Origin of the sequence: Nocardiopsis sediminis (assembly GCF_042650565.1) — a bacterium.
GTDB classification, from domain to species: domain Bacteria; phylum Actinomycetota; class Actinomycetes; order Streptosporangiales; family Streptosporangiaceae; genus Nocardiopsis_B; species Nocardiopsis_B sediminis.
In genome coordinates this window covers 292,741-314,047 of the sequence record NZ_JBHSBH010000004.1, presented here as the reverse complement: position 1 = coordinate 314,047, position 21,307 = coordinate 292,741, and the positions used below count along the sequence as shown (strand labels likewise).

The window sequence follows — 21,307 nt, the reverse complement described above, 5'->3', positions numbered from 1 at the left end:
CGCGGTCTCGTCTCCTCCGCCCTTCTGGGGCGGCGCGCCGCCCCCGTGTTCAAACGGTAGATAACACAACCCTGCCGTGCGTCCCTCAAAAGGCGGAGAGTACGGGGAAACATTTCGCCAAAAGTCATCCGTACAGGACGTATCGACCTTTCCCTTCGGCATCGTGGCCGGTCAGTGCGGCGCTCCGGCCGCCACCCCCGCCGGGCGGCGCCCGACCGGGCCGGCGCGGCCGGCGGGACCGCAAGACGTCCGGGTGTCCGCGCATCCCTCCTCCGTGTGCGCCCCGCAGTAGTGCAAGCCGGAGATCCGCAATGTGTCAAGTCCGGCTATTCCCGTTCACCATTCACGGCATCGAGATATTGGGCAGAATCAGGATGAATTTCCCCCGACGAGGTAGGTGAAGCCGTGAGCGCCCTGGAGATCGATCGCACCGATGCGGCGATCGTGCGCGAACTACAGGCGGACGGCCGGCTCCCGTTCGAGACGCTGGCCGGACGCGTCGGACTGTCCCGCGCCGCCGCCCGCCTGCGCGTGCGGCGCCTTCTCGACACCAAGGCGATCCGCGTGGTGGGCGTCCTGCACCCCGCTGTGCGCGGCATCGGAGCCCTCGCGCACCTGTCGATCGGCGTGCGCAGGGACGCCGGGCCGGTGGCCGCGGCCGTCGCCGACCTCCCGGAGGCGACCCTCGTCCACCTGACAGCAGGGCGCTTCCCGCTGATCGCCCAGGTCCGGGGCTACGACCTGCCCCGTCTCACGGCCGTCGTCGACCGCGTCCGCGAGCTGCCCGGCGTCGCCGAAGTCGACACCGCCGTCTACACCAACGTCGTCAAGGACCCCTACCTGGCGTCGTCCGGGCCGCCCGACATCACCCCCGACGACATCGACCTGCGGCTGCTGAGGCTCCTGGAGGGCGACGGCCGGCTGTCCTTCGCCGACCTCGCCGGCCGGGTGGGGTTGTCGGCCGGCGCGGTCCGCACCCGGGTCATGCGGCTGATGCGGGGGCGCGCCGTCCACGTCACGGCCCTGCTCGACCCGGGCGCGGTGGGCCTGGACCGGCACGGCGGGTTCGCACTCCGGCTCGGCGAGGGCGGCGACGCCGCGGCCAAGGAGATCGCCTCGTGGGAGAGCACCCAGTTCCTGACCGGCTGCCTGGGCCGGGCCGACCTCGTGGGCACCCTCGCGGCCGCCTCGATCCCCGGGCTGCACGCCGCCTACGAACGCCTGCGGATCCTGCCGGGCGTCACCGTCACCGAGACCTGGATCCACCTCGCCCAGGTCAAGGAGCGCTATGACCTTTGGGCGTGAGGGTGCGTGAGGGTGGCCGATCCTGGCCGCGGCGGCCGCCACCCTCTGTGACCAGCGCTGCGCGCTGCTGAGGCGGGAACGGCCTGTTCCGGCCAGGGGCGGGCCACCCGCCGCACTGCGGGTGGCTCTGTGTCGTTTTCGGGCGGGACATGACACCATGGGCCCGACATTGGTCTAGACCGGATGGGAGCACGTCCGTGCCCGATCACGCCCTCGTGCCGCGGCCAGCGGAAATGTCGACCGGCCCCTACTCCGGGCTGGTGCTGACCGCATCGACCCGGATCGACGCCGACGCCGCGGCGCGTGGCACGGAGGCCTGGCTGCGGTCCGAACTGGGGGCGGCCACCGGGCTGCCCCTCCCCCCGGGCGACGGCCAGAGCGCGCAGATCCGGCTGAGCGTGGATCCCTCCGCCGGGCTCGGCGCCGAAGGGTACCGGCTGATCATCGACGGCGAGGGCGCCCTCGTCGTCGGCGCCGACCCCGCGGGCGTGTTCTACGGCGCCCAGACGCTGCGCCAGCTGCTGCCCCCGGCCGCCTACCGGCGCGCGCCGCTGGGCGCGGCCGAGTGGGTACTGCCCAGCGTGCACATCACCGACCGCCCGCGGTTCGGCTGGCGGGGGTGCATGCTCGACGTCGCCCGGCATTTCCTGCCCAAGCACGGGGTGCTGCGCTTCATCGACCTCATGGCCCTGCACAAGCTCAACGTGCTGCACCTGCACCTGACCGAGGACCAGGGGTGGCGGGTCGAGATCAAGCGCTACCCGCGGCTGACCGAGGTCGGCGCGTGGCGCCGCGAGAGCCAGGTGGGCGCCGGCCGGCCGCCGGTCTTCGACGGGCGCCCGCACGGCGGCTTCTACACCCAGGACGACATCCGCGAGATCGTCGCCTACGCCGCGGCCCGCCACATCAGCGTCGTGCCCGAGATCGACATCCCGGGCCACTCCCAGGCGGCGATCGCCGCCTACCCGGAGCTGGGCGAGGGCGAGCCCGTCGAGGTGGGCCGCGAATGGGGCATCATCGAGACCGTCCTCAACGTCACCGACGCCACCCTGGACTTCTACCGCGGGGTCTTCGACGAGATCCTGGAGCTCTTCCCGGGCCGCTACATCTGCGTGGGCGGCGACGAGTGCCCCAAGAAGCAGTGGCGGGCCAGCGCGACCGCCCAGCAGCGCATGCGCGACGAAGGGCTGGCCGACGAGGACGCGTTGCAGAGCTGGTTCATCCGGCAGTTCGACGACTACCTGACCGAGCGCGGCCGGCGGCTGCTGGGCTGGGACGAGATCCTCGAAGGCGGCTTGGCGCCGGGGGCCACCGTCGCGTCCTGGCGCGGGACCGCGGGCGGCATCGCCGCCGCGCGCGCCGGCCACGACGTCGTGATGTGCCCGACCGCGACGTCCTACCTCGACTACCGGCAGTCCGCCGATGACGGCGAGCCCATCCCCGTGGGCTCGCTGCTCACCCTCGCCGACGTCTACCGCGCCGAGCCGGTGCCGCCGGAGCTGGCCGAGGAGGGCGCCGACCGCGTGCTGGGCGCCCAGGTGAACGTGTGGACCGAGCACATGGACTCCCCGCGCACGGTGGACTTCATGGTCTTCCCGCGGCTGTCGGCGTTCGCCGAGGTGGCGTGGTCGGCCGGCGGGCGCGACTTCGACGAGTTCCTGCCCCGGCTGCGGACCCACCTGGAGCGGCTCGACGCGATCGGCGTGGAGTACCGGCCGCTCGAGGGCCCGCTGCCCTGGCAGCGGCGCCCCGGGGTGGCCGGCCGGGACTGACCCCGCGCGGCTTCGCGCCCGCGGCCGACCGCGGGCGCGGTGGGGCGCCGGAGGCCCGGACCGCCGCAGGCCGGACCGTCAGAAGTACGTGCGCAGGACGTCGGTGACCGTGTGGTCGTCCTCCACCACCGGGATGTACTGCCAGTGGTCGAACGCGGTGCACGGGTGGGAGATCCCGAAGGAGACCAGGTCGCCGGGCTCGGGGCGCAGCCCGCCGGGGGTCCGCAGGTAGGCGTGGTGGTCGTCGACGCGGACGACCTCGGCCCCCGAGGCGTCCTGCGTCTCACCGCCCCGCCTGCGCAGCGTCCGCGCAACGGGCAGCCCCGCGTCGGTGTTGACCTCGCGCCGGCCCATGGTGAGGATCGCCAGCCGCTTCTCGGGGACCGAGGTCACCTGCGCCCAGATCTCCAGCGCGGGGGTCAGCGGGTCGGGGGCGCCGGCGCGGGCGAACGGGGAGGAGTCGCGGTAGAGGCCGTCGTCGTGGGCCACGTAGGACCCGCTGCGCAGCACCGCGTGGATGTCGGTGCGCCCGCCCAGTTCGTCGGCCACGATGTCGAACCAGGAGCTGCCGCCCGCCGACACGATGGGCGGGCCGTGGACCAGCCCCTCGTCGCGCAGCCTCCCGGCTGCCTCCGACAGGCGCCGTATCAGGCCGCGGACCTGCGCTTCGGTCGTCAGCCCGCCCTCGTATCCCGAGACCCCCGCTGGCTCCAGGCCGGGTGCCGCGGCGACCGCGCGCGCCACGTCCAGCACCGCATCGGGGGTGCGGCACCCCGTCCGGCCGCCGGGGAAGCCGAGTTCGACCAGGATGCGCAGCGGGCGTGACCGCGGGCGGGCCGCCATGGTCTCGGCGGCGCGGTGGACCGTGGCCGGGGAGTCGGCGTAGCAGAGGAACTCGAAGCCCGGGTCGCGGTCGAGCTCGTCGGCGACCCAGCCCAGCGCCACCGGGTCGAGCAGCTCGTTGGCCAGCAGGACCCGCGGGACGCCGAAGCGGCGGTAGGCGAGCACCTGGTTGGCGGTGGCCGCGGTGATGGCCCACGCCCCGGCGTCGAACTGGGCCTGGAAGAGCTTGGGGGCCATCGACGTCTTGCCGTGCGGGGCGAAGGCGAGACCGTACATGCGGGTGAAGTCGGCCAGGGTGGCGATGTTGCGCTCCAGCGCGGTGCGCCGGGCCACCATCACCGGCCAGGTGAAGTCCCCGCCGAACAGGCTCGGCCGGGCAGCGGCGAATTCGGCGACGCCGATCGGCGGGCCGGGCCGCCAGAACCCCTTGGTCCGCCAGTCGATCCGCTCGTCAGGGATGTCCAGCCGGACATGCTCCACGGGCCCCTCCATCGTCGCGCCGTTCCCCCGCCGTCGACGCGGCGGCCCGGACAGGCTAGCCGGAGCGGTGCGGGCGGCGGTCGATTTCCGCCCGCACGGCTCCCTGGCGCATCGATTCGCGGGGTCAGTTCCGCGGCAGTGCCACCGCGTCGGCGATGCCGGCGAGGTCGGCGAAGGCTCCCGAGGTGAACGGCCGGGCCCCGCTCTGGCCGGGCGGCAGGCCGGTCTCCTCCTGGATGACCTCCCGGGCGACATCGGGGTAGTCGGAGATGATGCCGTCGACCCCCTTGCCGATGGCCGCCCGCATGTCGTCGGGCTCGTTGACGGTGTAGGCGACCACGTCCATCCCGGCCTCGTGCACGCGGTCGACGTAGGCGGCGTCGATGCCGGTGTGGTTGGGGTTGATCATGTCGGCCCACGCGGCGTAGGTCTCGATCTGCGCCTCGTCGACGCGGCCCAGGATGCCGTGCGGGACCGACGGCAGCAGCTCCTGGGAGCGCTCGGCGGAGGCCCGGTCGAAGCTCTGGATCACCAGGCGCTGCCCGCCGGAGGCGTTCTCGGAGGCCCAGCCGGGCTTGGCCTTGAGGGTCTCGGCGATGTCGTCCTCGATCCCCGGGTAGAGCTCGGGGGACTTGATCTCCAGGAACAGGCCGGTCCGGTGCTCGCCGAGCCGGTCCAGCGCCTGCTCGAGCGTCGGGAGGGGTTCGCCGTCGAACTCCGCACCGAACCAGGAGCCGGCGTCGAGCCGCTGGATCTCGGCCAGCGTGAAGTCGGCGACGTTGTAGGGCGAGCGGTCCGGGAAGACCTCCTCGACGTCGGTGGTCCGGGCCAGGGTGGTGTCGTGCACGACGACGAGCTCGCCGTCCTTGCTGCGCTGGACGTCGATCTCGACGGCCGTGGCGTCGTGCTCGTGCGCGGCGTCGATGGCGGCGAGCGTGTTCTCAGGGGCGTAGGCGGACCCGCCCCGGTGGGCGACGTCGAGCACCCGCGAGGCTGCCCGTTCTCCGGGTGCGGCCGGGGCGGCGGCGGTGGATACGGCGTCCGCGGCACCGGCGGCGCCGGTGGTGTCCGCGGGTCGGGTGACCGCGGCCACCTCAGAGGTTCCCAGCAGCACGAACGTCATGGCGACGGCGGCGATGCCTAGCCGTTGGAACATGGCACTCCCTTGGTCGGAGCAGGCGCACTGTCCGTATGAGCGTCTGCTCGCGCGGTTACCTCCGGGTGTCGACCAGGCGAGCCGATGGTGCAGCGCCCTGGAACTCCCCACTCGTGGTGGTGCGCGGACATATCGGACCGCGACACGAACTACGCATTGTGAGCGTTTGTTCACCGCATGTGCGATTTTTGATAGGTGGTGACACGTACCAATACAGAGCGTGTCGTTACGTCCACACTTCGTAGTCAAACGAGAGGTTCACCCATGCGCAAGCACCACAGGCGATGGATCGCACTCGCCGGTGCCACCACCGTGTCCCTGGCCGGGTTCGGCGCCCTCGGTGTCGGGTTCGCCGAAGAGCAGAGACCCCCAGCGGATCGGCCCGTCGCCGAGCAGAAGGCGTCGCCCACCGAGATCGACGGCTTCGAGGTCGGCTACCTGCCCTCCGGGCTGGCCCGGTACGGGGTCCACGCGACGTCCAAGGCGGGGTCGGACGGGGAGCGCCGCTCCACCCTCTCCTGGCTGCGGGGCCGCGAGGGCGTCTACGGCCGCGTCGACATCTTCCGCTCGGACGCGATCTCCAGCCTCGAGGACGTGCGCAGCCGCCACTTCGGCCACCTCAACGGGCAGTCCCTCCGCAAGGCCGACACCGAGGGGCGCGCCGCCTACCGCTCCGATGCGACCGGCACCATCTTCTGGCTCCAGGAGCCGGGCGTCGCCGTCGCGGCCCACCTGGCGCCCGACACGTGGGGCGCCGAGGAGCTGAGCAAATTCGCCGGGGGCATCCGGCCGGAGCAGCCCGCTGAGGCCGCCCCCGAAGGGCCCGAGAGCGTGCTCGGCGGGCAGGAGGAGCCCGGCGGCGGTCCGGCCGAGGAGTCCCAGTTCCCCCCGGCGGTGCCGGGGGCCACCGCGCCCAACGCGCGCCCGGACCTCGCGCCCGGGGTCCCGGCCGCAGAGGTGCAGTCGTGCCTCATCGAGCAGCTGGAGTCCGGCGGGGACGACGCCGTGCAGGAGGCGGAGGGCGCGGCCGAGGCACCCGCCGGGGACTCGGCGCGGGCGGCGGACTCGGTCGAGGGCGCGGAGGCCGATGCGCGGCTCATCCGCCTGCTGGACCGGTCCGACGACTCCGCGCGCTCCGCCGCCGTCACGGCCTGCGGCGACCGCTTCGGGCTCACCGACGGGGAGGTGAACGAGCTGATCGCCGACATCGGCAACGACGTGCGCGCCGCCTCCGCGGACGAGCGCGGCGGCGCGCCCACCACCCCGTTGGCCGCCTCTGCATCGCCCGACCCGGACCAGCCCGGGGCCGCGAGCCCCGCACCCACCGCCCCGGCCGGCGGCGCACAGCCCGCCGAGGGCTCCGGGGAGACCACGGAGGCCCCTGCGGCCGACGCTCCCGAGGAGGCCGAGGATTCCAACCCGGACCTGCTGGACTTCCTCGGGCTCGGCAAGGGGCCGCTGACGCTCACGCTGGGGCGCTGATACGCCGATCCGGCCACGGGGAGGGGCCGCACGCCGGCGGCCCCGTCCCCGTGCCGGTCAGGACAAAGCGGGCCGGACGGTCCCGGTGACCTCGCCCAGGGCCACCGTCCCGCCGCCCATGCCGCGCGCGGTGGCGCTGATGGCCACGGTGTCGCCGTCCTCCAGGTAGCCCCGCTCGCCGCCGCCGGCCAGGCGCAGCGGCTCGGTGGCGTCCCAGGTCAGCTCCAGCAGTGAGCCCCGCTCGTCGCGCCCGGGTCCGGAGACGGTCCCCGATGCGTAGAGGTCGCCGGTGCGCAGCGACGCCCCATTGCTGGTGAGGTGGGCGAGCATCTGGTCGGGGGTCCAGTACATCGAGGCGTAGGGCGGCCGGGAGACGACCTCGCCGTTGACGCGCACGGTCATCGCGATGTCCAGCCCCCAGTCGGCGACCCGCCGCAGGTGCGGGGCCGGCGGCGGGTCCTGCTCGCGGCCGGCGACCCGGGCCGCGCCGAGGGCGTCGAGCGGCACCACCCACGGCGACACCGATGTCGCGAACGACTTGCCGAGGAAGGGGCCCAGCGGGGCGGACTCCCATCTCTGGATGTCGCGCGCGCTCCAGTCGTTAACGAGCACCACGCCGAACACGTGCTCGGCGAAGTCCCCCGTCGGCACGGTGCGCCCCAGCGACGTGGGGGTGCCCACGACGAAGCCCAGCTCCGCCTCGATGTCCAGGCGCCGGCTGGGGCCGACGGCGGGCTCCCCGCCCTCGGCGGGCGGGTGGTGGCCGACGGGCCGGACGATGCCGGTCCCCGAGGGCACCACCGTGCCCGCGCGCCCGTGGTAGCCGACGGGCTGGTGGCGCCAGTTGGGCGAAAGCGGTGCGCCCCCGGGCCGGAAGATGCGCCCGACGTTCTCGGCGTGGTCGAGGGAGCAGTAGAAGTCGGCGTAGTCGGCCACCTCGAAGGGCGCCTTCAGCTCCACCTCCTCCAGCGGCACGAGGTGGGGCTCGGCGGAGGCGCGTCCCCCCGGCGCGGTCAGCATCCCGCTGACCTTGGCGCGGGTGGCGCGCCAGGCCGTGGAGCCCCGGGCCATGAAGGGGTTGAGGGAGGACGCCGAGAACTCCGGGTCGCCGAGGGCCGCGGCGAGGTCGAGGACGCGGTCGCCCACGCGCACCCCGATCCGGGGCGGGGAGCCCGCCCGGGAGAACACCCCGTAGGGGAGGTTGTCGGCACCGTATCCGGCCGCGTCGGCACCGGGCACCCAGGTTGTGGACACGTCTCTCCTCGCGTGGTCGCAGTCCACGGGCCCGGGCCGTCGGCGATGGCGTTCAGCGCGGGGCCGGGGGGCCGGATTCCGGCCCCCTGGTCAAATCTCCCACGATCCCAGCAGGCCCAACCCTTCGGCGTCGCGCACGGGGTCGCCGGTGCTGCGGGCGCCGAACCGGGTGAACAGGTCGCGGGCGCGGCGGGCGTCGCCGGGGGCGACCTCAGCGGCGCCGGCCGCCAGCCGGGCGCCGTCGGTGCAGGCCAGCGCCGCCTTGACGGCGCCGCGGTCGGCCGAGAGCGCGGCCACGGTGGCGAGCAGCAGGTTGAGGTAGCCGTGATGGGCGAAACCGGTGCGCGGGTCGGTGTGGCGGACGGCGTGCTGGAGCCCGGCGGCGGTGAACGGGACGTCGTGCTCGACGCAGGCCAGGAGCGCGTCGGCGAGGTCGGAGACACCGGGGAACATGGCGGCCTTCGGGCCGCCGCAGCGGATCTTCACGCCCAGCGGCCGTGCCCCGCCCAGCATCGCCACCGCGGCCGGCCACCCCGAGGTCCGCCCGAACGCGGGGGCGCCCGCGAGGTCGGGGAACTCGGGGAGGGGGTCGAACTCGAAGAACACTGTCCGGCCGCTGCCCTCCAGGTCCCCGCTGCGGAAGAGGTCGGCGGCCATCCGCAGGTCCTCCGCGCGGGCGCGGGCCTCGTAGTGGGTGACCCGGACACCGGGGCTCGACTCCGGCGGGGTGGCGGCGAAGCCGCGCTCGGCGTCGAGGACGACGGCGGCGTCGATGGGCCCGCCGCCGTTCACCCGGGCCAGCAACTCGGACCATCGCTGTTCGGGACACAGGAGCCGGTGGGTGAGCATCGGGTGCGCGACGATCCGGTCCGAGCGGTGGCGCTCCACCGCCTGGAGGATGCTCAGCGAGGCCGGCGGGAACAGGCCCGCGTCGTCGACCAGCCCGCGCAGCAGGATCTGCGTCGCCGTCTCCTCGGGTGCCACGGGCCGATCCCACCTCTCGGTCGTGTGCGCCGGCCGCGGGTCGGGTCCCGGCGCGGCGCGGGCGCGTTCTGATCACGGTGTACCCCGCGGGAGCCGGCCCGCGCACGCCGATGTGGACGGCTTCGCCACGAATTCGGGCGATTTGCGGTATATGAGACCATTCACCCTTTCCTTCGAGAGGGATTTCGCCCCGATCCTCCCCATTCATGAGTGAATGGGCCTACGATCCAACGACCGGACGCGCCCCGAGGGTGTCCCGCCGACCCGCCGCGACCACGAGAAAGGCTCCCCCGAATGCCCGATCCCACCACCCGCCCCGAACTGCGCGGGCACTTCGGCATGGTCTCCTCCACCCACTGGCTGGCCAGCGCCGCGGGGATGTCGGTCCTGGAACGGGGTGGGAACGCCTTCGACGCCGCCGTGGCCGCCGGGTTCACCCTCCAGGTCGTGGAGCCGCACCTGAACGGGCCGGCCGGCGAGGTGCCGATCATCCTGCACGCGGCCGGCGGGGCCCCCACCGTGGTCTGCGGGCAGGGGCCCGCGCCCGCCGCCGCCACCCCCGAGGCGTTCGCCGGGCTCGACCGCATCCCCGGCAGCGGCGTGCTCCCGGCGTGCGTGCCCGGCGCGTTCGACGCCTGGATGCTGCTGCTGCGCGACCGCGGCACGATCTCCCTGCGCGACGCGCTCGACCACGCCATCGGCTACGCCGAGCGCGGCTACCCGGTCCTGCCCCAGATCGCCGACAAGATCGCCGACATGCGCGAGGTCTTCACGCGGTGGTGGCCGGGGTCGGCCGCGCTCTACCTGCGCGACGGCCGGGCCCTCCAGGCCGGATCGTTCACCACCAACCCGGCGCTCGCCGCCACCTACCGGCGGATCATCGAGGAGTCCGAGGCGTCGGCGGCGACCCGTGAGGCGCAGATCGACGCCGCCCGCCGGATCTGGCGTGAGGGGTTCGTGGCCGAGGAGATCCTCAAATCCCTGGCCGGCCCCGTCCCCGACGGCGCCGGCGGCCACCACCGCGCGCTGCTCGACGGCGACGACCTCGCCGGCTGGTCGGCCTCCTACGAGGACACCGTCAGCATCGAGTACGCGGGCCACACCGTCCACAAGACGGGCCCGTGGGGGCAGGGCCCGGTGTTCCTGCAACAGCTGCGCCTCGCCGAGGCGCTGGGGACCGGTGACCTGGACGTCCTCTCCGCCGATTTCGTGCACACCGTCACCGAGGCCGCCAAGCTCGCCTTCGCCGACCGCGAGGCCTGGTACGCCGACCCCGACTTCACCGACGTCCCGCTCGCCGACCTGCTCGGCACCGGCTACGCCGCGCAGCGGGCCGGGCTCGTCGGCCCGGAGGCGTCCCTGGAACTGCGCCCCGGATCGCCCGGCGGACGCACGCCCTACCTGCCCGAACCCCGCCTGGCGGGCACGACCGGCGACCCCGGGCTGGGCGGCGAGCCCACCGTCAACCGCACCGGCGAGCGCGCCGGGCCGGCCGAACAGCGCGGCGACACCTGCCACCTCGACGTCGTCGACCGGCACGGCAACATGGTCGCGGCCACGCCCAGCGGCGGCTGGCTGGCCAGCTCACCGGTGATCGCCGGCCTCGGCTTCCCGCTGGGCACCCGGGGCCAGATGTTCTGGCTGGACCCGCGCTCGCCCTCCGTCGTCGCCCCGCGCAAGCGCCCCCGCACCACGCTCACCCCGACGCTGGTCACCCGGGACGGCGCGGCCGTGATGGCGCTCGGCACGCCCGGCGGCGACCAGCAGGACCAGTGGTCGCTGACCTATTTCCTGCGCCTGGTGCACGGCGGGCTCAACCTCCAGGAGGCGATCGACGCCCCGATGTTCCATGGCAACTCCTTCCCCAGCTCCTTCCACCCGCGGGAGACGGCCCCGGGCGAGCTGGTGGTGGAGTCGCGGTTCGGCGACGACGTCCTCGCCGACCTGCGCCGCCGCGGCCACCGGGTGGTCGTCTCCGATGCGTGGTCGCTGGGCCGGCTGTCGGCGGTGGCCCGCGATCCCGCCACGGGCGTGCTGCGCGCCGGCGCCAACCCGCGCGGCGCACAGGGGTACGCGGCCGGGCGCTGAGGCGCGCGGAGGGGGCGGGAACGAGTCTGCGCTGCACCGGAAGAGGGGCGGGCCGGCCCGCCCGCGACCGTGTGCGCTTTCCGCTGTTTTACGAGCGATCACGGCAAAGCTCGTTGCTCTTGCCAAATTGGCCGGGCGCTGCTTTCCTTGATCCCGAAGTCGGCGATGCGCCTAATTCCGAGGGCTCGTCCGATAATCGAATAGCCACACGCAGGGCTGGTTTCGCTGGCTCCCCCTCCCTCAGTGACGTGCCCTGCGCCCCCTCCTGCCGAGCCAGCCTTCCCCTCCCGGCTGGTCTCAATGACAGGAGAGAAGGGGCGGTGCCGGCGCGGCGCCGCCCCTTCGCCCTTTCACGGGCAGGGGTTGCGAGAGCGTGGGAGTCAGGCCCGGACCCGCACCACTCCGGCCATGTTCGCCGTGCGCACGTCGGTCTCGCGGACGTCCAGGCCGGTGCGCGGCGCTTCCAGCATCCGGCCGTCGCCAAGGTAGATCGCCACGTGGGAGATGTAGTCGGGGGCCGTGGGGTCGCTGCGCCAGAAGATGAGGTCGCCGCGCCGCGCGTCGGCGAAGTCGACCTGCTCGCCCGCGTACCACTGGTCGTGGGTGACCCGCGGGACGGCCACGCCGACCTCGGCGAACGCCCACTGCACCAGCCCGGAGCAGTCGTAGCCGCCCTCGGCCAGGGACTCGCCGCCCCACACATAGGGGACGCCGATCTGGGACCGCGCGGCCTCGATCATGGCCTCGATGGCGTCGTCGCCGACCGGGTCGCCCGTCGCATCGGAGGGGCGGTCCCCGGGGTCCTCGGCCAGCAGCTGGAGCGAGGCGTCCTCGCCGAGGGCGTCGGCCAGCTCCTCCTCCAGCTCCCACAGGTCGGCGTCGGGTGCCGAGACGATCAGCCCGTTGCCCTCGGGGAAGCCCAGGTCGGCGGCGAGCTCCCGGGAGACCAGGGCGTCGATCCCGGCCACTCCGGAGGTGGCGTGCGTCCAGACCTGGCGCTGGACCTCGCCGTTGGCGCCGGCGAGGGTGATGTCGCTGCCGACGTCGAGGTCGCGCTGCTTGCCCGCGTCGTCGGAGAGCGCGACGCGGCCTTCGGCGATCCCCTGCCAGATGTCGTCGGACGCGGCGGAGGGCTCCGGCGCGTAGTTGCGGAACCGGGAGGGGTCGATTCCCAGGACCGACGTGCTCTCGCCGTCGATGCCGACGCGCGCGGCGTCGACCACCTCGACGGACTCGACGCCGTCGAGCTCCCGGACCCGTTCGAGGGCCGCGCGGGAGACCGATTCGGGCAGCACGGCGAAGTACTCGCTCGAGATGGCGGACTCGAACGGGGCGACCCGGACGTCGCGGTCGAGCGCGCCGGGATCGGCGACCGGCGGGGAGGGGGCGGGACGGTCGGCGGGGCCGGTGCCGCGCTGCGCGTCGATCGGCGGGCGCGCCTCGACGTGGGGTTCCGGGGCCGCCCAGGCGGGGGCGCCGAAGGCGGTGAAGGCCACGGCGAAGGCCGCTGTCGTCCCTGCGCACGATCTCAGCCGATGCCGCACCCGAACCCCCACATTCCGACCGTTCACGATATCGGTACAAGCATGGGCGCAATGCCGCCCGCTTTTCAAGCGTATGGCCCGTGAACGGCGGGTGGCGCGGGGCCGGAGACGCCTCCTGAGGTGGTCTCATGCATCGGCGTAGCACTCCACAACGGCGATATCGAGCGGGAACCTGACGGGGGTCGGCCCGAACATCAGGGCGCGGGCCTCCTCGGCGGCGGCGCCCAGCATCTCCACCGCGCTGTCGGCGATCCGCCGGGGGACGTGCAGGACCAGCTCGTCGTGCTGGAAGAACACCAGGCGCGGCACGCCGTGGGCGGTGTCCAGGCCGGCCAGGCCGCGGCGCACGGCGGCCATGAAGACCAGGGCCCATTCGGCCGCGGTGGCCTGGATGACGAAGTTGCGGGTGAACCGGCCGCGCTCGCGGGCCCGGCGCGCCGCGGTGTCGTCCTCCGCTGCGTCGCCGCCCATCGCGATGCGCCGCCACATCTCCGACGGCGGCGGGCACGTGCGGCCCAGCCAGGACCGCACGAGCCGGCCCTCCTCGCCTTCACGCGCCGCGGCGTCGACGTGGTCGAGGGCCCGCGGGTAGAGGCGGCGCAGGGTGCGCAGGAGCGGGGCGGCGTCGCCGCCGGTCTGGCCGTACATGGCGGCGAGGAGGCCGATCTTGGCCCGCTGCCGGTCGCCGTCGAAGGACCCGGCGAGGCGGGCGTAGAGGTCGTCGCTGCCGGCCGCGGCGGCCAGGGCGTCGTCACCGGAGACGGCGGCGAGGATGCGCGGCTCCACCTGGCCGGCGTCGGCCGCGATCAGCGTCCAGTCGGGGTCGGCCACCACCGCGCGGCGGATGGCCTTGGGGATCTGGAGGGCGCCGCCGCCGCGGGTGGCCCAGCGGCCCGACACCACGCCGCCGACGACGTAGTCGGGGCGGAACCGGCCGCCGCGCACCCAGCTGTCCAGCCAGCTCCAGCCGTGCGCGGAGTGCAGCCGGGACAGCTCCTTGTAGCGCAGCAGCAGGGGGACGACGGGGTGGTCGACCTCCTTGAGGACCCAGGAGCGGGTGGAGGACAGCCGGTGGCCGAGCGCGGCGAACGCCTTGAGCAGCTGGGCCTGGGAGTCGGGGTTGACGGGGCGGCCGAAGGCGTCGGAGATGCGGTCGGCCAGGCCGGCCAGCACCGGGGGGCGCATCCCGTGGGAGGGGCGCGGCCCCAGGTGCTCGGTGAGGACGGCGTCGTGCACGTCGGCCCGCCAGGGCACGCCGTCGTGGCTCATCTCCACCGCCGCGAGCGCGCCCGCGGATTCGACGGCGGCCAGCAGCGAGAAACGGCCGGGGTCGGGCAGGCGGGCGATGCGGCGCTGCTGGTCGTCGTGGACCTCGAGGAGCGCGGTGAGGCGGTCGACTCCGGAGGGGAGGGTGGAGCGGTCGGGCTCGAACAGCGCGGGCTGCGGGTCGGCGCCGTCCGCGGCGCGGGTGACCAGATCGGGCGGGACCTCGCGGCCGTGCAGGCGCGCCCAGGCCGCGCCGAGGGAGCGGGCCTCGCCGAAGCGGCCGTCGTGGCCGAGCAGGAGGGACTCCACCAGGGCGATGTCGTGGCAGCGCGCCACCCGGGGCGAGCGTTCGACCAGCCGGGGGTAGACCTCGTCGGTGGCGGCCCACACCCAGCGGGGGGCGGTTTCGCCGTGGTTCTCGTAGTCGGCGACCGCCCCGGCGAGGTCGCCGACCCGCCACAGCCCGCCGTCGGAGGAGCGGTCGGCGCCGATTTCGCGCAGCCGACCGCCGCCCTCCCTGTCCGCGACCACCCCAATACGCATGATCCGATTCTGCTCCGCACCAGGGACCGTTTCCCACCATGGCCGGGTCAGCACGCGGCTACGGTCCGGGCACGGGGCCGGCGGGTGTGGCGTCGGTCAGCTCCGCGGTGGCCTCGGCCTGGAGCCGGGCCGCCTCGGCGAGGAATCCGGCGATGAGGGCGAGCTCGTCGTCGCTGTAGGCGGCATAGAGCCGGTCGAGGCGGTCGGTGAGCCCGGAGAACGCGTCGCCCCGGCGCTCCAGCAGGCCGGCTCCGAGCTCGACGACCACCCGGCGTCGGTCGTGATCGTCGCGGCGGCGCCGGACGTAGCCGCGACGCTCCAGCCGGTCGATCACCCCGGTGATCGAGGCGGGGGCGAGCCCCGACAGCCGGACCAGCTCGCCCGCGGTCTGCGGGCCGTGGCGCTCCAGCAGGTCCATCGTCTTCCAGTCGCTGGCGCCGATCCCCAGGAGGCCGGCCAGCGCGGTGTGGAACATGACGGCCGCGTTGCTCATCCGCCGCCCGCCGTCCGCGACCGCGCGGAGCAGTTCGGCGCGCTCCGGGGATACCGGCTCTTCCGTTGACACCCTGTCCTCCTCGTATATATTTCGTTCGTCCGAACGAAATAATTGGAGCGGCCATGAGAGCACTCGTCATCGGCGCGGGGATCGGCGGCCCGGTGGCCGCCGTGGCCCTGCGCCGCGCAGGAATCGACGCCGTCGTCCACGAGGCGCACGCAGGCCCGGCCGCGTCGCTGGGCAGCTTCCTCAATATCGCACCCAACGGGCTGGCCGCACTGGACGCACTCGGCATCCTCGGCCCGGTGCTCTCGGCCGCCGACTTCCCCACCTCCAGCATCGAGATGCGCAACGGCAAGGGCCGCCATCTCGGCACCCTCAGCGACGGTTCCGCGGACCTGGGGCCCGGCCTGCGCACCGTGACCATCATGCGCGGGCGGCTCCAGGAGGCCCTCTCCCACGCCGCAGCCGACAACGGCGTCGGCATCGAGTACGGCCGGCGGCTGACAGGCGTGACCGACACCGGCTCCGGCGTCGTGGCGCACTTCACCGACGGCGGCACCAGCGAAGGAGACGTGCTGATCGGCGCCGACGGCATCCACTCCCCCGTGCGCGCCGCGATGTACGGGGCGGCCGGAGAGCGTGCCCCCCGTCCCGAATACACCGGCCTGCTCAACATCGGCGGGGTGACACCGCCGCTGCCGCTGGAGCCCACACCCGAAGGCACCATCCGGATGACCTACGGCCGCCGCGCGTTCTTCGGCCACCAGACCGCCCCCGACGGCCGGATCTTCTGGTTCACCAACTTCCCGCACCCGCGGGCGGACCGGGACACGCTCACCTCCCGGACACCGGAACAGTGGCGCGACCATGTGATCGGCCTGTTCACCGGCGACCACCCCGACATCACCGCCATCCTGCGGGCCTCGCCGGTCCCGGGCTTCACCCCGGACGGGATCCACGACATCGCCGGGCTGCCCTACTGGAGCCGCGGGCGGGTAGGGCTGCTGGGCGACGCGGCGCACGCCGTCTCCTCCTCCAGCGGCCAGGGGGCATCGCTGGCCGTGGAGGACGCCGTGACGGTCGCCGCCTGCCTGCGCGACGTCGCCGACCCGGCATCGGCGCTCCAGGTCTATGAGGCGCTCCGCCGCGACCGGGTCGGGCGCATCGTGGCCGAGGGGCGCCGCAGGGGGCGGACGAAGCTCGCCGCGGGCCCCCTTCAGACCGCCCTGCGCGACCTGGTGCTCCCCGTGGTCTTCCGGGCCATCGCCGCCCGCAAGGGGCACTCCTGGATCTTCGACCACCGGATCGACTTCGAGGCGCGCGTCGATGCGGCGGCTGGTGGTGTCAGCGGTGGTGTCAGCGGCCCGCGCGGACCTCGTTGGCCAGGGGCTCCCCGGTGGCCCAGCGGCGGAGCTGGTCGTCGATGAAGCGGCGGGCACGGGGGTAGAAGGTGGCCGATCCCCCGGCGACGTGCGGGGTGACGTACACGCCCGGGGCCTCCCACAGGGGGTGGCCGGCGGGCAGCGGCTCGGGGTCGGTGACGTCCAGCGCCGCACGGACCCGGCCCTTCTCCGCCAGGAGCGCACCGGTGTCGAGCACCGGGCCGCGGCCGACGTTGACCACCAGGGCGTCGTCGGGCAGCAGCGCCAGCTCGGCGCCGCCGATCAGCCCCTCGGTGTCGGGGGTGTGCGGGGCGACGAGCACGACGACGTCGGCATCGGGCAGCAGCCGGTGCAGGTCGGCGATGCCGTGCACGCCTTCGCCGGGGCGCGGGCGGCGGGCGACCCGCACCACTTCGGTCTCGAACGGCAGCAGCCGCGCCTCGATGGCCGCGCCGATGCTGCCGTAGCCGACGATCAGCACGCGGGCATCGGCCAGCGAACGCGTGTAGAACGGGCGCCACCGGTGGGCGGACTGGTCGCGCGCCCACGTGGGCAGGTCGCGCTGGGCGGCGAGGATGAGCGCGACGGCGTGCTCGGCGGTGCTCGCGTCGTGCAGCCCGCGGCCGTTGTACAGCGCGACCCCGTCGGGCAGCACACCGAGCACGTGCTCGTAGCCGGCGGTCAGCACCTGGACCGCGCGCAGCCGCGGCATGCCGGCGATCACGTCGAGCCGCTGGCCGGGGCCGTAGGGGACCACGTAGAGAACGGCATCGGAGGCGCCGGCGGGCGGATCGCCCTCGCCGTTGTACACGACCGCCCGTACCCCGCCGGGCGCGTTGTCGGCATTGTCCTGCCAGGGCACCAGGACCGGATCCGCCATGTGTTCCCGACCTCCGTGATCGTTGCGACGCTTGAGGGGTACCGTACCGGGCTCGCCGCGGGCGGCTTCAGGCGGGCGCGTCGCGTACCAGCTCATAGCAGGCGATCGCCGCCGCGGCGGTGACGTTGAAGGAGTCCACATCCCGCCCTGGTGCCATGGGGATGCGCACGGCGGCGTCGGCCTGGTCCAGCCAACGCGAGGACAGGCCGTCGCCCTCGGTACCGAGCAGCAGCGCGACCCGGTCGGCGGGGCCGGTCGCCGCCAAGGCGCCGGCCAGTGGGACGGATCCGGGGCCCGGTGTCAGGGCGAGCAGCCGGAAGCCGCGTCCGCGCAGGTCGTCCAGGCCGCCGTACCAGTCGTCGAGGCGGGCGTAGGGCTGGGTGAACACCGCACCCATGGAGACCTTGACGGAGCGGCGGTAGAGGGGGTCGGCGCAGCGGGGAGCGAGCAGGAGCGCGTCGATACCCAGGCCGGCGGCGCTGCGGAAGATCGCCCCGACGTTGGTGTGGTCGACGATGTCCTCCAGCACCACGACCCGGCGCGCGCCCGACAGGACCGCGTCGGCCGCGGGAAGGGGGCGGCGGCGGACGGAGGCCAGGGCACCGCGGTGCAGGTCGAAGCCGACGACCGATTCGGCGACGTCGTCGTCGACGACGTAGACGGGCGCGGCCGCCGACTCGGCGACATTGGCGAGGGCGGCCAGCCTGCGACGGGTCAGCAGCAGGGACCGCGGTTCGAACCCGGCGCGCAGCGCCCGCCGGATGACCTTCTCCCCCTCGGCCATGAACAGGCCGTGCTCGGCTTCGAGGCTCCGCCGCAAGTTGACGTCGCGGAGCCGGACATAGTCGGCCAGCCGCTCATCGCGGGGGTCGTCGACCTCGATGACGTTCATGAAGGTCGATTATCCGCCTGCGGAGGACCAGCCGGTTCTTCTGGTCACGCTCCCCTCCTCGCTCCGCTCCAACGGCCCCGCAAATCGGGCCTTCGGCCGGGGGCAGCGCCGCCTCCGCTCGCTCGTCGGCTCGCCGTTCCGATCACGCCAGCGGATCGGTCACCGGCAGCAGGCGCTGCCAGCGGGCCTCCTCACACGAGCCGATCCGGTTGAGCTCGGTGTCGATCTCCTCGCCCATCCAGACTCCGGTGACCACGGCCTCCTGGGGGCCGTACTCCTCATCGGTGCACACCGCGCCGTCGGCGACCTCGGCGAAGGGGGCATCGGCGTCGCCGCCGTCTTCGGCGAGCTGGCGCTGGACCTGGGCCATCTGCGCGCACGCGGCGGGATCGGTTTCGGGGGCGCCGGTGCATGTGAGGTTCTGCACATAAGCGCGCCCGCCGTCGACGACGCTGATCTGAAGCTGTCCGACGGGGGCGTCCGGAATGGCGTTGAGTTCGCTGACCGAGCCGACCGAGGTCTCGGCGGGCGGCTCGGTCTGCTGCGCCATCAGCGCGCCGCCCACGGCGAAGGCGTAGGCCAGGGCGCCGCCCAGGCACAGGGAGCCGAGCACCGCGGTACCGATCGCGCCGGGAAGGCCCCGGCGTGGGTTCAGCTTGAACATGGCCGCCACTCTACGAAGTCGGATGATGACGCATGGGTGCGACGCGACCCTACCCGGTCGTGCCCTGGAATTCCCGCGATCCCCACGCACGCCCGGCCGGGCACACGGGATCCGGTGGGGGATCCCCGCTGCTCCGGTCTGGGGAGGACCGGGGCACGGGCGTGCACAACGTCGGATTCCGGCATGGGCCGGACTCGCATATTAGCCATGCACGGTAAGAGTGGCCATCCCGCTGTTCGGTTCGGTCACGTGTTGTGTCGGGCTCTTCTCACGAGCGTTACCTAAGCGTAAGGTCGCGCCCAAGCATGCGCCCCCCCACCGGAGAACCGGAGAAGATGTCCACCGGACGGCACCGCCTCCCCCTCCCCTCGCGCGCCCGGACCGCGCTGGCCTCCCCCCTCGGGGTGACCGCCCTCTCCGTGGCATTGATCACCGCGGCGAGCGTCGGCGTGCCCTTGGGCATCCGCTACGCCGGCTGCGCCGAGACCGGCTACCTCCGGGTGTCGGCCACGCTGGGCATGACGCCCGTGCTGCAACGGGCCGCCGACGAATTCAATGCGGCCGGCCACAGCTACTCGGGGACCTGCATGTTCGCCCAGGCCGGGGAGATGGCGCCGCACCGCATCATGACGGAGCTGTCGAGCGGGCCCGTCGGCGACGACGCCGCCTCGGTCGTCCCCGACGTGTGGGTCCCGGAGTCCTCGGCCTGGGTGGAGCTGGCCCGGGTATCGGAGTCGGGTGCGCGCACCATCGAGACATCGCCCCGGTCACTGGCCAGCTCGCCGGTGGTGCTCGCAGCGCCCCGGGGAGCCGAGGGCATCCCTGAACCCGGTGACGCCAGCTGGGACCTGGTGCTGCCCGGCGAGCGCGACCCGGAGCGCCCGCTGGTCATGGTCGACCCCAACCGAGGGGTCGACGGCATGGCCGCGATGTACGCGGTGCGGCGGTCCCTGGGCACCGGCGACGACGCCGACACCGCCATGACCGACTTCGTGCGCGACGTGCAGCCCCACACCGCATTCGGCGAGCTGGACCTCTCGTCGGTCCACCCGGCGCCGGCCGGCCCCGCCCCGCTCGCGGTGGTACCCGAGCAGGCGGTCGCGCGCTACAACGCCGGCGGCCCCGAGGAGCCGCTGACGGCGCTCTACCCGCAGGAGGGGACGGTGAGCCTGGACTACCCGTTCGTGTCCACCGGCGACGACCCCCGCAAGGCCGCCGCGGCCGACGACCTCTACGCGGTCCTCCAGGGCGAGCCCTACCGCGAGCAGCTGCGCGAGCTGGGGTTCCGCGAGCCCGACGGCTCGGCCGGCGCCGGGCTGCGCGGCCTTGAGGGGATCACCGCCGACCCACCCGAGACCCACGGTGGCCTCACCGGCGACGCACTGGTGACAGCGGTCGAGGACTGGAACCGGCTGTCGATGCCGTCGCGGGCGCTGGTGCTGGCCGACGTGTCCGAGGGGATGTCGGCCGACCTCGACGGCGGGCCGAGCCGGATGGAGGTCGCCAAGGACGCCGCGCAGCTGGGGCTGTCGCTGTTCCCCGATGAGACCGACCTCGGGCTGTGGCTGCTCTCCAGCGGATTCGGCGCATCGGGCCGGGAGGAGGCCGAGGGCCTGGCCCGGCTCGGCGCCGCCGACCGCGGCGACGGCACGACCCGCCGTGAAGAGCTGCACCGGATGACCGAGAGCATCGGCGTGGAGGGCGGCGACCCCCGCCTCTACGACAACATCCTCGCCGCCTACGAGGAGGTCCAGGACGCCTACGACCAGGACAAGATCAACAGTGTCATCGTGCTGACCGCCGGCCGCGACGGCGGTTCGAGCGACATCTCCCACGGCGAGCTGGTCGCCGAGCTCCAGGACCGCTTCGACCCCGAGCGCCCGGTGACCCTGTTCATCATCGCCTTCGGCGCCCAGCCCGAGCGGGCCGAACTGTCGGCGATCGCCGGCGCGACCAGCGGCACCCTTTCGGTGACCGACGACCCCGGGGAGATCGGCGACATCTTCCTCGGCTCGGTCTCCCGGCGGCTGTGCGTTCCCGACTGCGACGAGTGAGGCGGGCAGCGCGGCGGGGCGCCGGGTCGGTGATGCCGTGGCACCGTCGCTCACGGCGACCGATCATCACGATCGAATAACGGTGCCGGGGCCCTCGTCGCATCGGACCATCGAACACGGAGCGTGATGCCGAGCGCGATTCGGCGACTGACCGGGCATTCCGGATGACGGCCAAGATCAACGCGGCACAGAGGGCCGCACACAACCCACCTTTCGGCT

16 protein-coding genes are annotated in these 21,307 nt (G+C 73.9%); 6 read left to right on the top strand and 10 right to left on the bottom strand.

Annotated features, from left to right (window positions below; translation table 11 throughout):
* The first annotated feature begins 405 nt into the window (after window positions 1-405).
* Complete coding sequence (locus ACFOVU_RS05500) at window positions 406-1,305, top strand: Lrp/AsnC family transcriptional regulator (RefSeq protein WP_378530396.1); 900 nt, start codon at window positions 406-408, stop codon at window positions 1,303-1,305.
* A gap of 233 nt (window positions 1,306-1,538) precedes the next feature.
* Window positions 1,539-3,077: a beta-N-acetylhexosaminidase gene (locus ACFOVU_RS05495; RefSeq protein WP_378531184.1), complete on the top strand. Its 1,539-nt coding sequence runs from the start codon at window positions 1,539-1,541 to the stop codon at window positions 3,075-3,077.
* Window positions 3,078-3,155: 78 nt separating this feature from the next.
* Here the strand turns inward: ACFOVU_RS05495 and ACFOVU_RS05490 are convergent, their stop codons facing one another.
* Both ACFOVU_RS05490 and ACFOVU_RS05485 read right to left on the bottom strand, forming a co-directional pair.
* On the bottom strand, window positions 3,156-4,412 hold the full coding sequence (locus ACFOVU_RS05490; RefSeq protein WP_378530394.1) for an alanine racemase: 1,257 nt from the start codon (window positions 4,410-4,412) through the stop codon (window positions 3,156-3,158).
* Window positions 4,413-4,524: 112 nt separating this feature from the next.
* Window positions 4,525-5,556, bottom strand: a complete 1,032-nt coding sequence (locus ACFOVU_RS05485) for a glycerophosphodiester phosphodiesterase (RefSeq protein WP_378530392.1) — start codon at window positions 5,554-5,556, stop codon at window positions 4,525-4,527.
* Between the two features lie 264 nt (window positions 5,557-5,820).
* On the opposite strand from ACFOVU_RS05485, the gene ACFOVU_RS05480 reads away from it, so the two are divergent.
* A complete protein-coding gene (locus ACFOVU_RS05480) occupies window positions 5,821-7,038 on the top strand; it encodes a hypothetical protein (protein WP_378530390.1) in 1,218 nt (405 codons plus the stop codon).
* 57 nt (window positions 7,039-7,095) lie between these two features.
* On the opposite strand, the gene fahA is transcribed toward ACFOVU_RS05480, so the two are convergent.
* Window positions 7,096-8,292 carry a fumarylacetoacetase gene (gene fahA, locus ACFOVU_RS05475; RefSeq protein ID WP_378530388.1) on the bottom strand — a complete coding sequence of 399 codons (1,197 nt, stop codon included), beginning with the start codon at window positions 8,290-8,292 and terminating at the stop codon, window positions 7,096-7,098.
* A gap of 90 nt (window positions 8,293-8,382) precedes the next feature.
* Complete coding sequence (locus ACFOVU_RS05470) at window positions 8,383-9,276, bottom strand: hypothetical protein (RefSeq protein ID WP_378530386.1); 894 nt, start codon at window positions 9,274-9,276, stop codon at window positions 8,383-8,385.
* 294 nt (window positions 9,277-9,570) lie between these two features.
* Between ACFOVU_RS05470 and ACFOVU_RS05465 the strand changes: the two genes are divergently transcribed.
* The gene (locus ACFOVU_RS05465; RefSeq protein WP_378530384.1) at window positions 9,571-11,364 is read left to right on the top strand and encodes a gamma-glutamyltransferase family protein; all 1,794 of its coding nucleotides are present in this window, start codon (window positions 9,571-9,573) and stop codon (window positions 11,362-11,364) included.
* Window positions 11,365-11,744: 380 nt separating this feature from the next.
* Here the strand turns inward: ACFOVU_RS05465 and ACFOVU_RS05460 are convergent, their stop codons facing one another.
* The 3 genes from ACFOVU_RS05460 to ACFOVU_RS05450 form a co-directional block, all read right to left on the bottom strand.
* Entirely contained in the window at window positions 11,745-12,908 is a 1,164-nt protein-coding gene (locus tag ACFOVU_RS05460; RefSeq protein WP_378530382.1) for a C40 family peptidase, read from the bottom strand.
* Between the two features lie 126 nt (window positions 12,909-13,034).
* A complete protein-coding gene (locus tag ACFOVU_RS05455; protein ID WP_378530380.1) occupies window positions 13,035-14,717 on the bottom strand; it encodes a bifunctional 3'-5' exonuclease/DNA polymerase in 1,683 nt (560 codons plus the stop codon).
* A gap of 58 nt (window positions 14,718-14,775) precedes the next feature.
* Window positions 14,776-15,282, bottom strand: a complete 507-nt coding sequence (locus ACFOVU_RS05450; protein ID WP_378530378.1) for a MarR family transcriptional regulator — start codon at window positions 15,280-15,282, stop codon at window positions 14,776-14,778.
* Window positions 15,283-15,335: 53 nt separating this feature from the next.
* On the opposite strand from ACFOVU_RS05450, the gene ACFOVU_RS05445 reads away from it, so the two are divergent.
* Complete coding sequence (locus tag ACFOVU_RS05445) at window positions 15,336-16,643, top strand: FAD-dependent oxidoreductase (RefSeq protein ID WP_378530376.1); 1,308 nt, start codon at window positions 15,336-15,338, stop codon at window positions 16,641-16,643.
* On the opposite strand, the gene ACFOVU_RS05440 is transcribed toward ACFOVU_RS05445, so the two are convergent.
* The 3 genes from ACFOVU_RS05440 to ACFOVU_RS05430 all read right to left on the bottom strand — a co-directional run bounded on the left by ACFOVU_RS05440 (window position 16,573) and on the right by ACFOVU_RS05430 (window position 19,034).
* On the bottom strand, window positions 16,573-17,478 hold the full coding sequence (locus ACFOVU_RS05440; protein WP_378530374.1) for a 2-hydroxyacid dehydrogenase: 906 nt from the start codon (window positions 17,476-17,478) through the stop codon (window positions 16,573-16,575). The two genes, ACFOVU_RS05445 and ACFOVU_RS05440, sit on opposite strands and share 71 nt — an antisense overlap.
* Window positions 17,479-17,545: 67 nt before the next feature.
* Window positions 17,546-18,370 carry a TrmH family RNA methyltransferase gene (locus ACFOVU_RS05435; protein WP_378530372.1) on the bottom strand — a complete coding sequence of 275 codons (825 nt, stop codon included), beginning with the start codon at window positions 18,368-18,370 and terminating at the stop codon, window positions 17,546-17,548.
* A 142-nt stretch (window positions 18,371-18,512) separates the two neighbouring features.
* Window positions 18,513-19,034 (bottom strand): hypothetical protein, encoded by a 522-nt coding sequence (locus ACFOVU_RS05430; RefSeq protein ID WP_378530370.1) that lies wholly within the window; start codon window positions 19,032-19,034, stop codon window positions 18,513-18,515.
* 335 nt (window positions 19,035-19,369) lie between these two features.
* On the opposite strand from ACFOVU_RS05430, the gene ACFOVU_RS05425 reads away from it, so the two are divergent.
* Window positions 19,370-21,088, top strand: a complete 1,719-nt coding sequence (locus ACFOVU_RS05425; RefSeq protein ID WP_378531182.1) for a substrate-binding domain-containing protein — start codon at window positions 19,370-19,372, stop codon at window positions 21,086-21,088.
* Window positions 21,089-21,307: the final 219 nt, after the last annotated feature.

Excerpts from the sequence above, each read along its gene's own strand:
- ACFOVU_RS05495 (WP_378531184.1), top strand. The coding sequence starts at position 1,539 with ATGTCGACCGGCCCCTACTCCGGGCTGGTGCTGACCGCATCGACCCGG.
- ACFOVU_RS05490 (WP_378530394.1), bottom strand. The coding sequence starts at position 4,412 with ATGGAGGGGCCCGTGGAGCATGTCCGGCTGGACATCCCTGACGAGCGG.
- ACFOVU_RS05485 (WP_378530392.1), bottom strand. The coding sequence starts at position 5,556 with ATGTTCCAACGGCTAGGCATCGCCGCCGTCGCCATGACGTTCGTGCTG.
- ACFOVU_RS05480 (WP_378530390.1), top strand. The coding sequence starts at position 5,821 with ATGCGCAAGCACCACAGGCGATGGATCGCACTCGCCGGTGCCACCACC.
- ACFOVU_RS05465 (WP_378530384.1), top strand. The coding sequence starts at position 9,571 with ATGCCCGATCCCACCACCCGCCCCGAACTGCGCGGGCACTTCGGCATG.
- ACFOVU_RS05455 (WP_378530380.1), bottom strand. The coding sequence starts at position 14,717 with ATGCGTATTGGGGTGGTCGCGGACAGGGAGGGCGGCGGTCGGCTGCGC.
- ACFOVU_RS05445 (WP_378530376.1), top strand. The coding sequence starts at position 15,336 with ATGAGAGCACTCGTCATCGGCGCGGGGATCGGCGGCCCGGTGGCCGCC.
- ACFOVU_RS05440 (WP_378530374.1), bottom strand. The coding sequence starts at position 17,478 with ATGGCGGATCCGGTCCTGGTGCCCTGGCAGGACAATGCCGACAACGCG.
- ACFOVU_RS05435 (WP_378530372.1), bottom strand. The coding sequence starts at position 18,370 with ATGAACGTCATCGAGGTCGACGACCCCCGCGATGAGCGGCTGGCCGAC.
- ACFOVU_RS05430 (WP_378530370.1), bottom strand. The coding sequence starts at position 19,034 with ATGTTCAAGCTGAACCCACGCCGGGGCCTTCCCGGCGCGATCGGTACC.
- ACFOVU_RS05425 (WP_378531182.1), top strand. The coding sequence starts at position 19,370 with ATGTCCACCGGACGGCACCGCCTCCCCCTCCCCTCGCGCGCCCGGACC.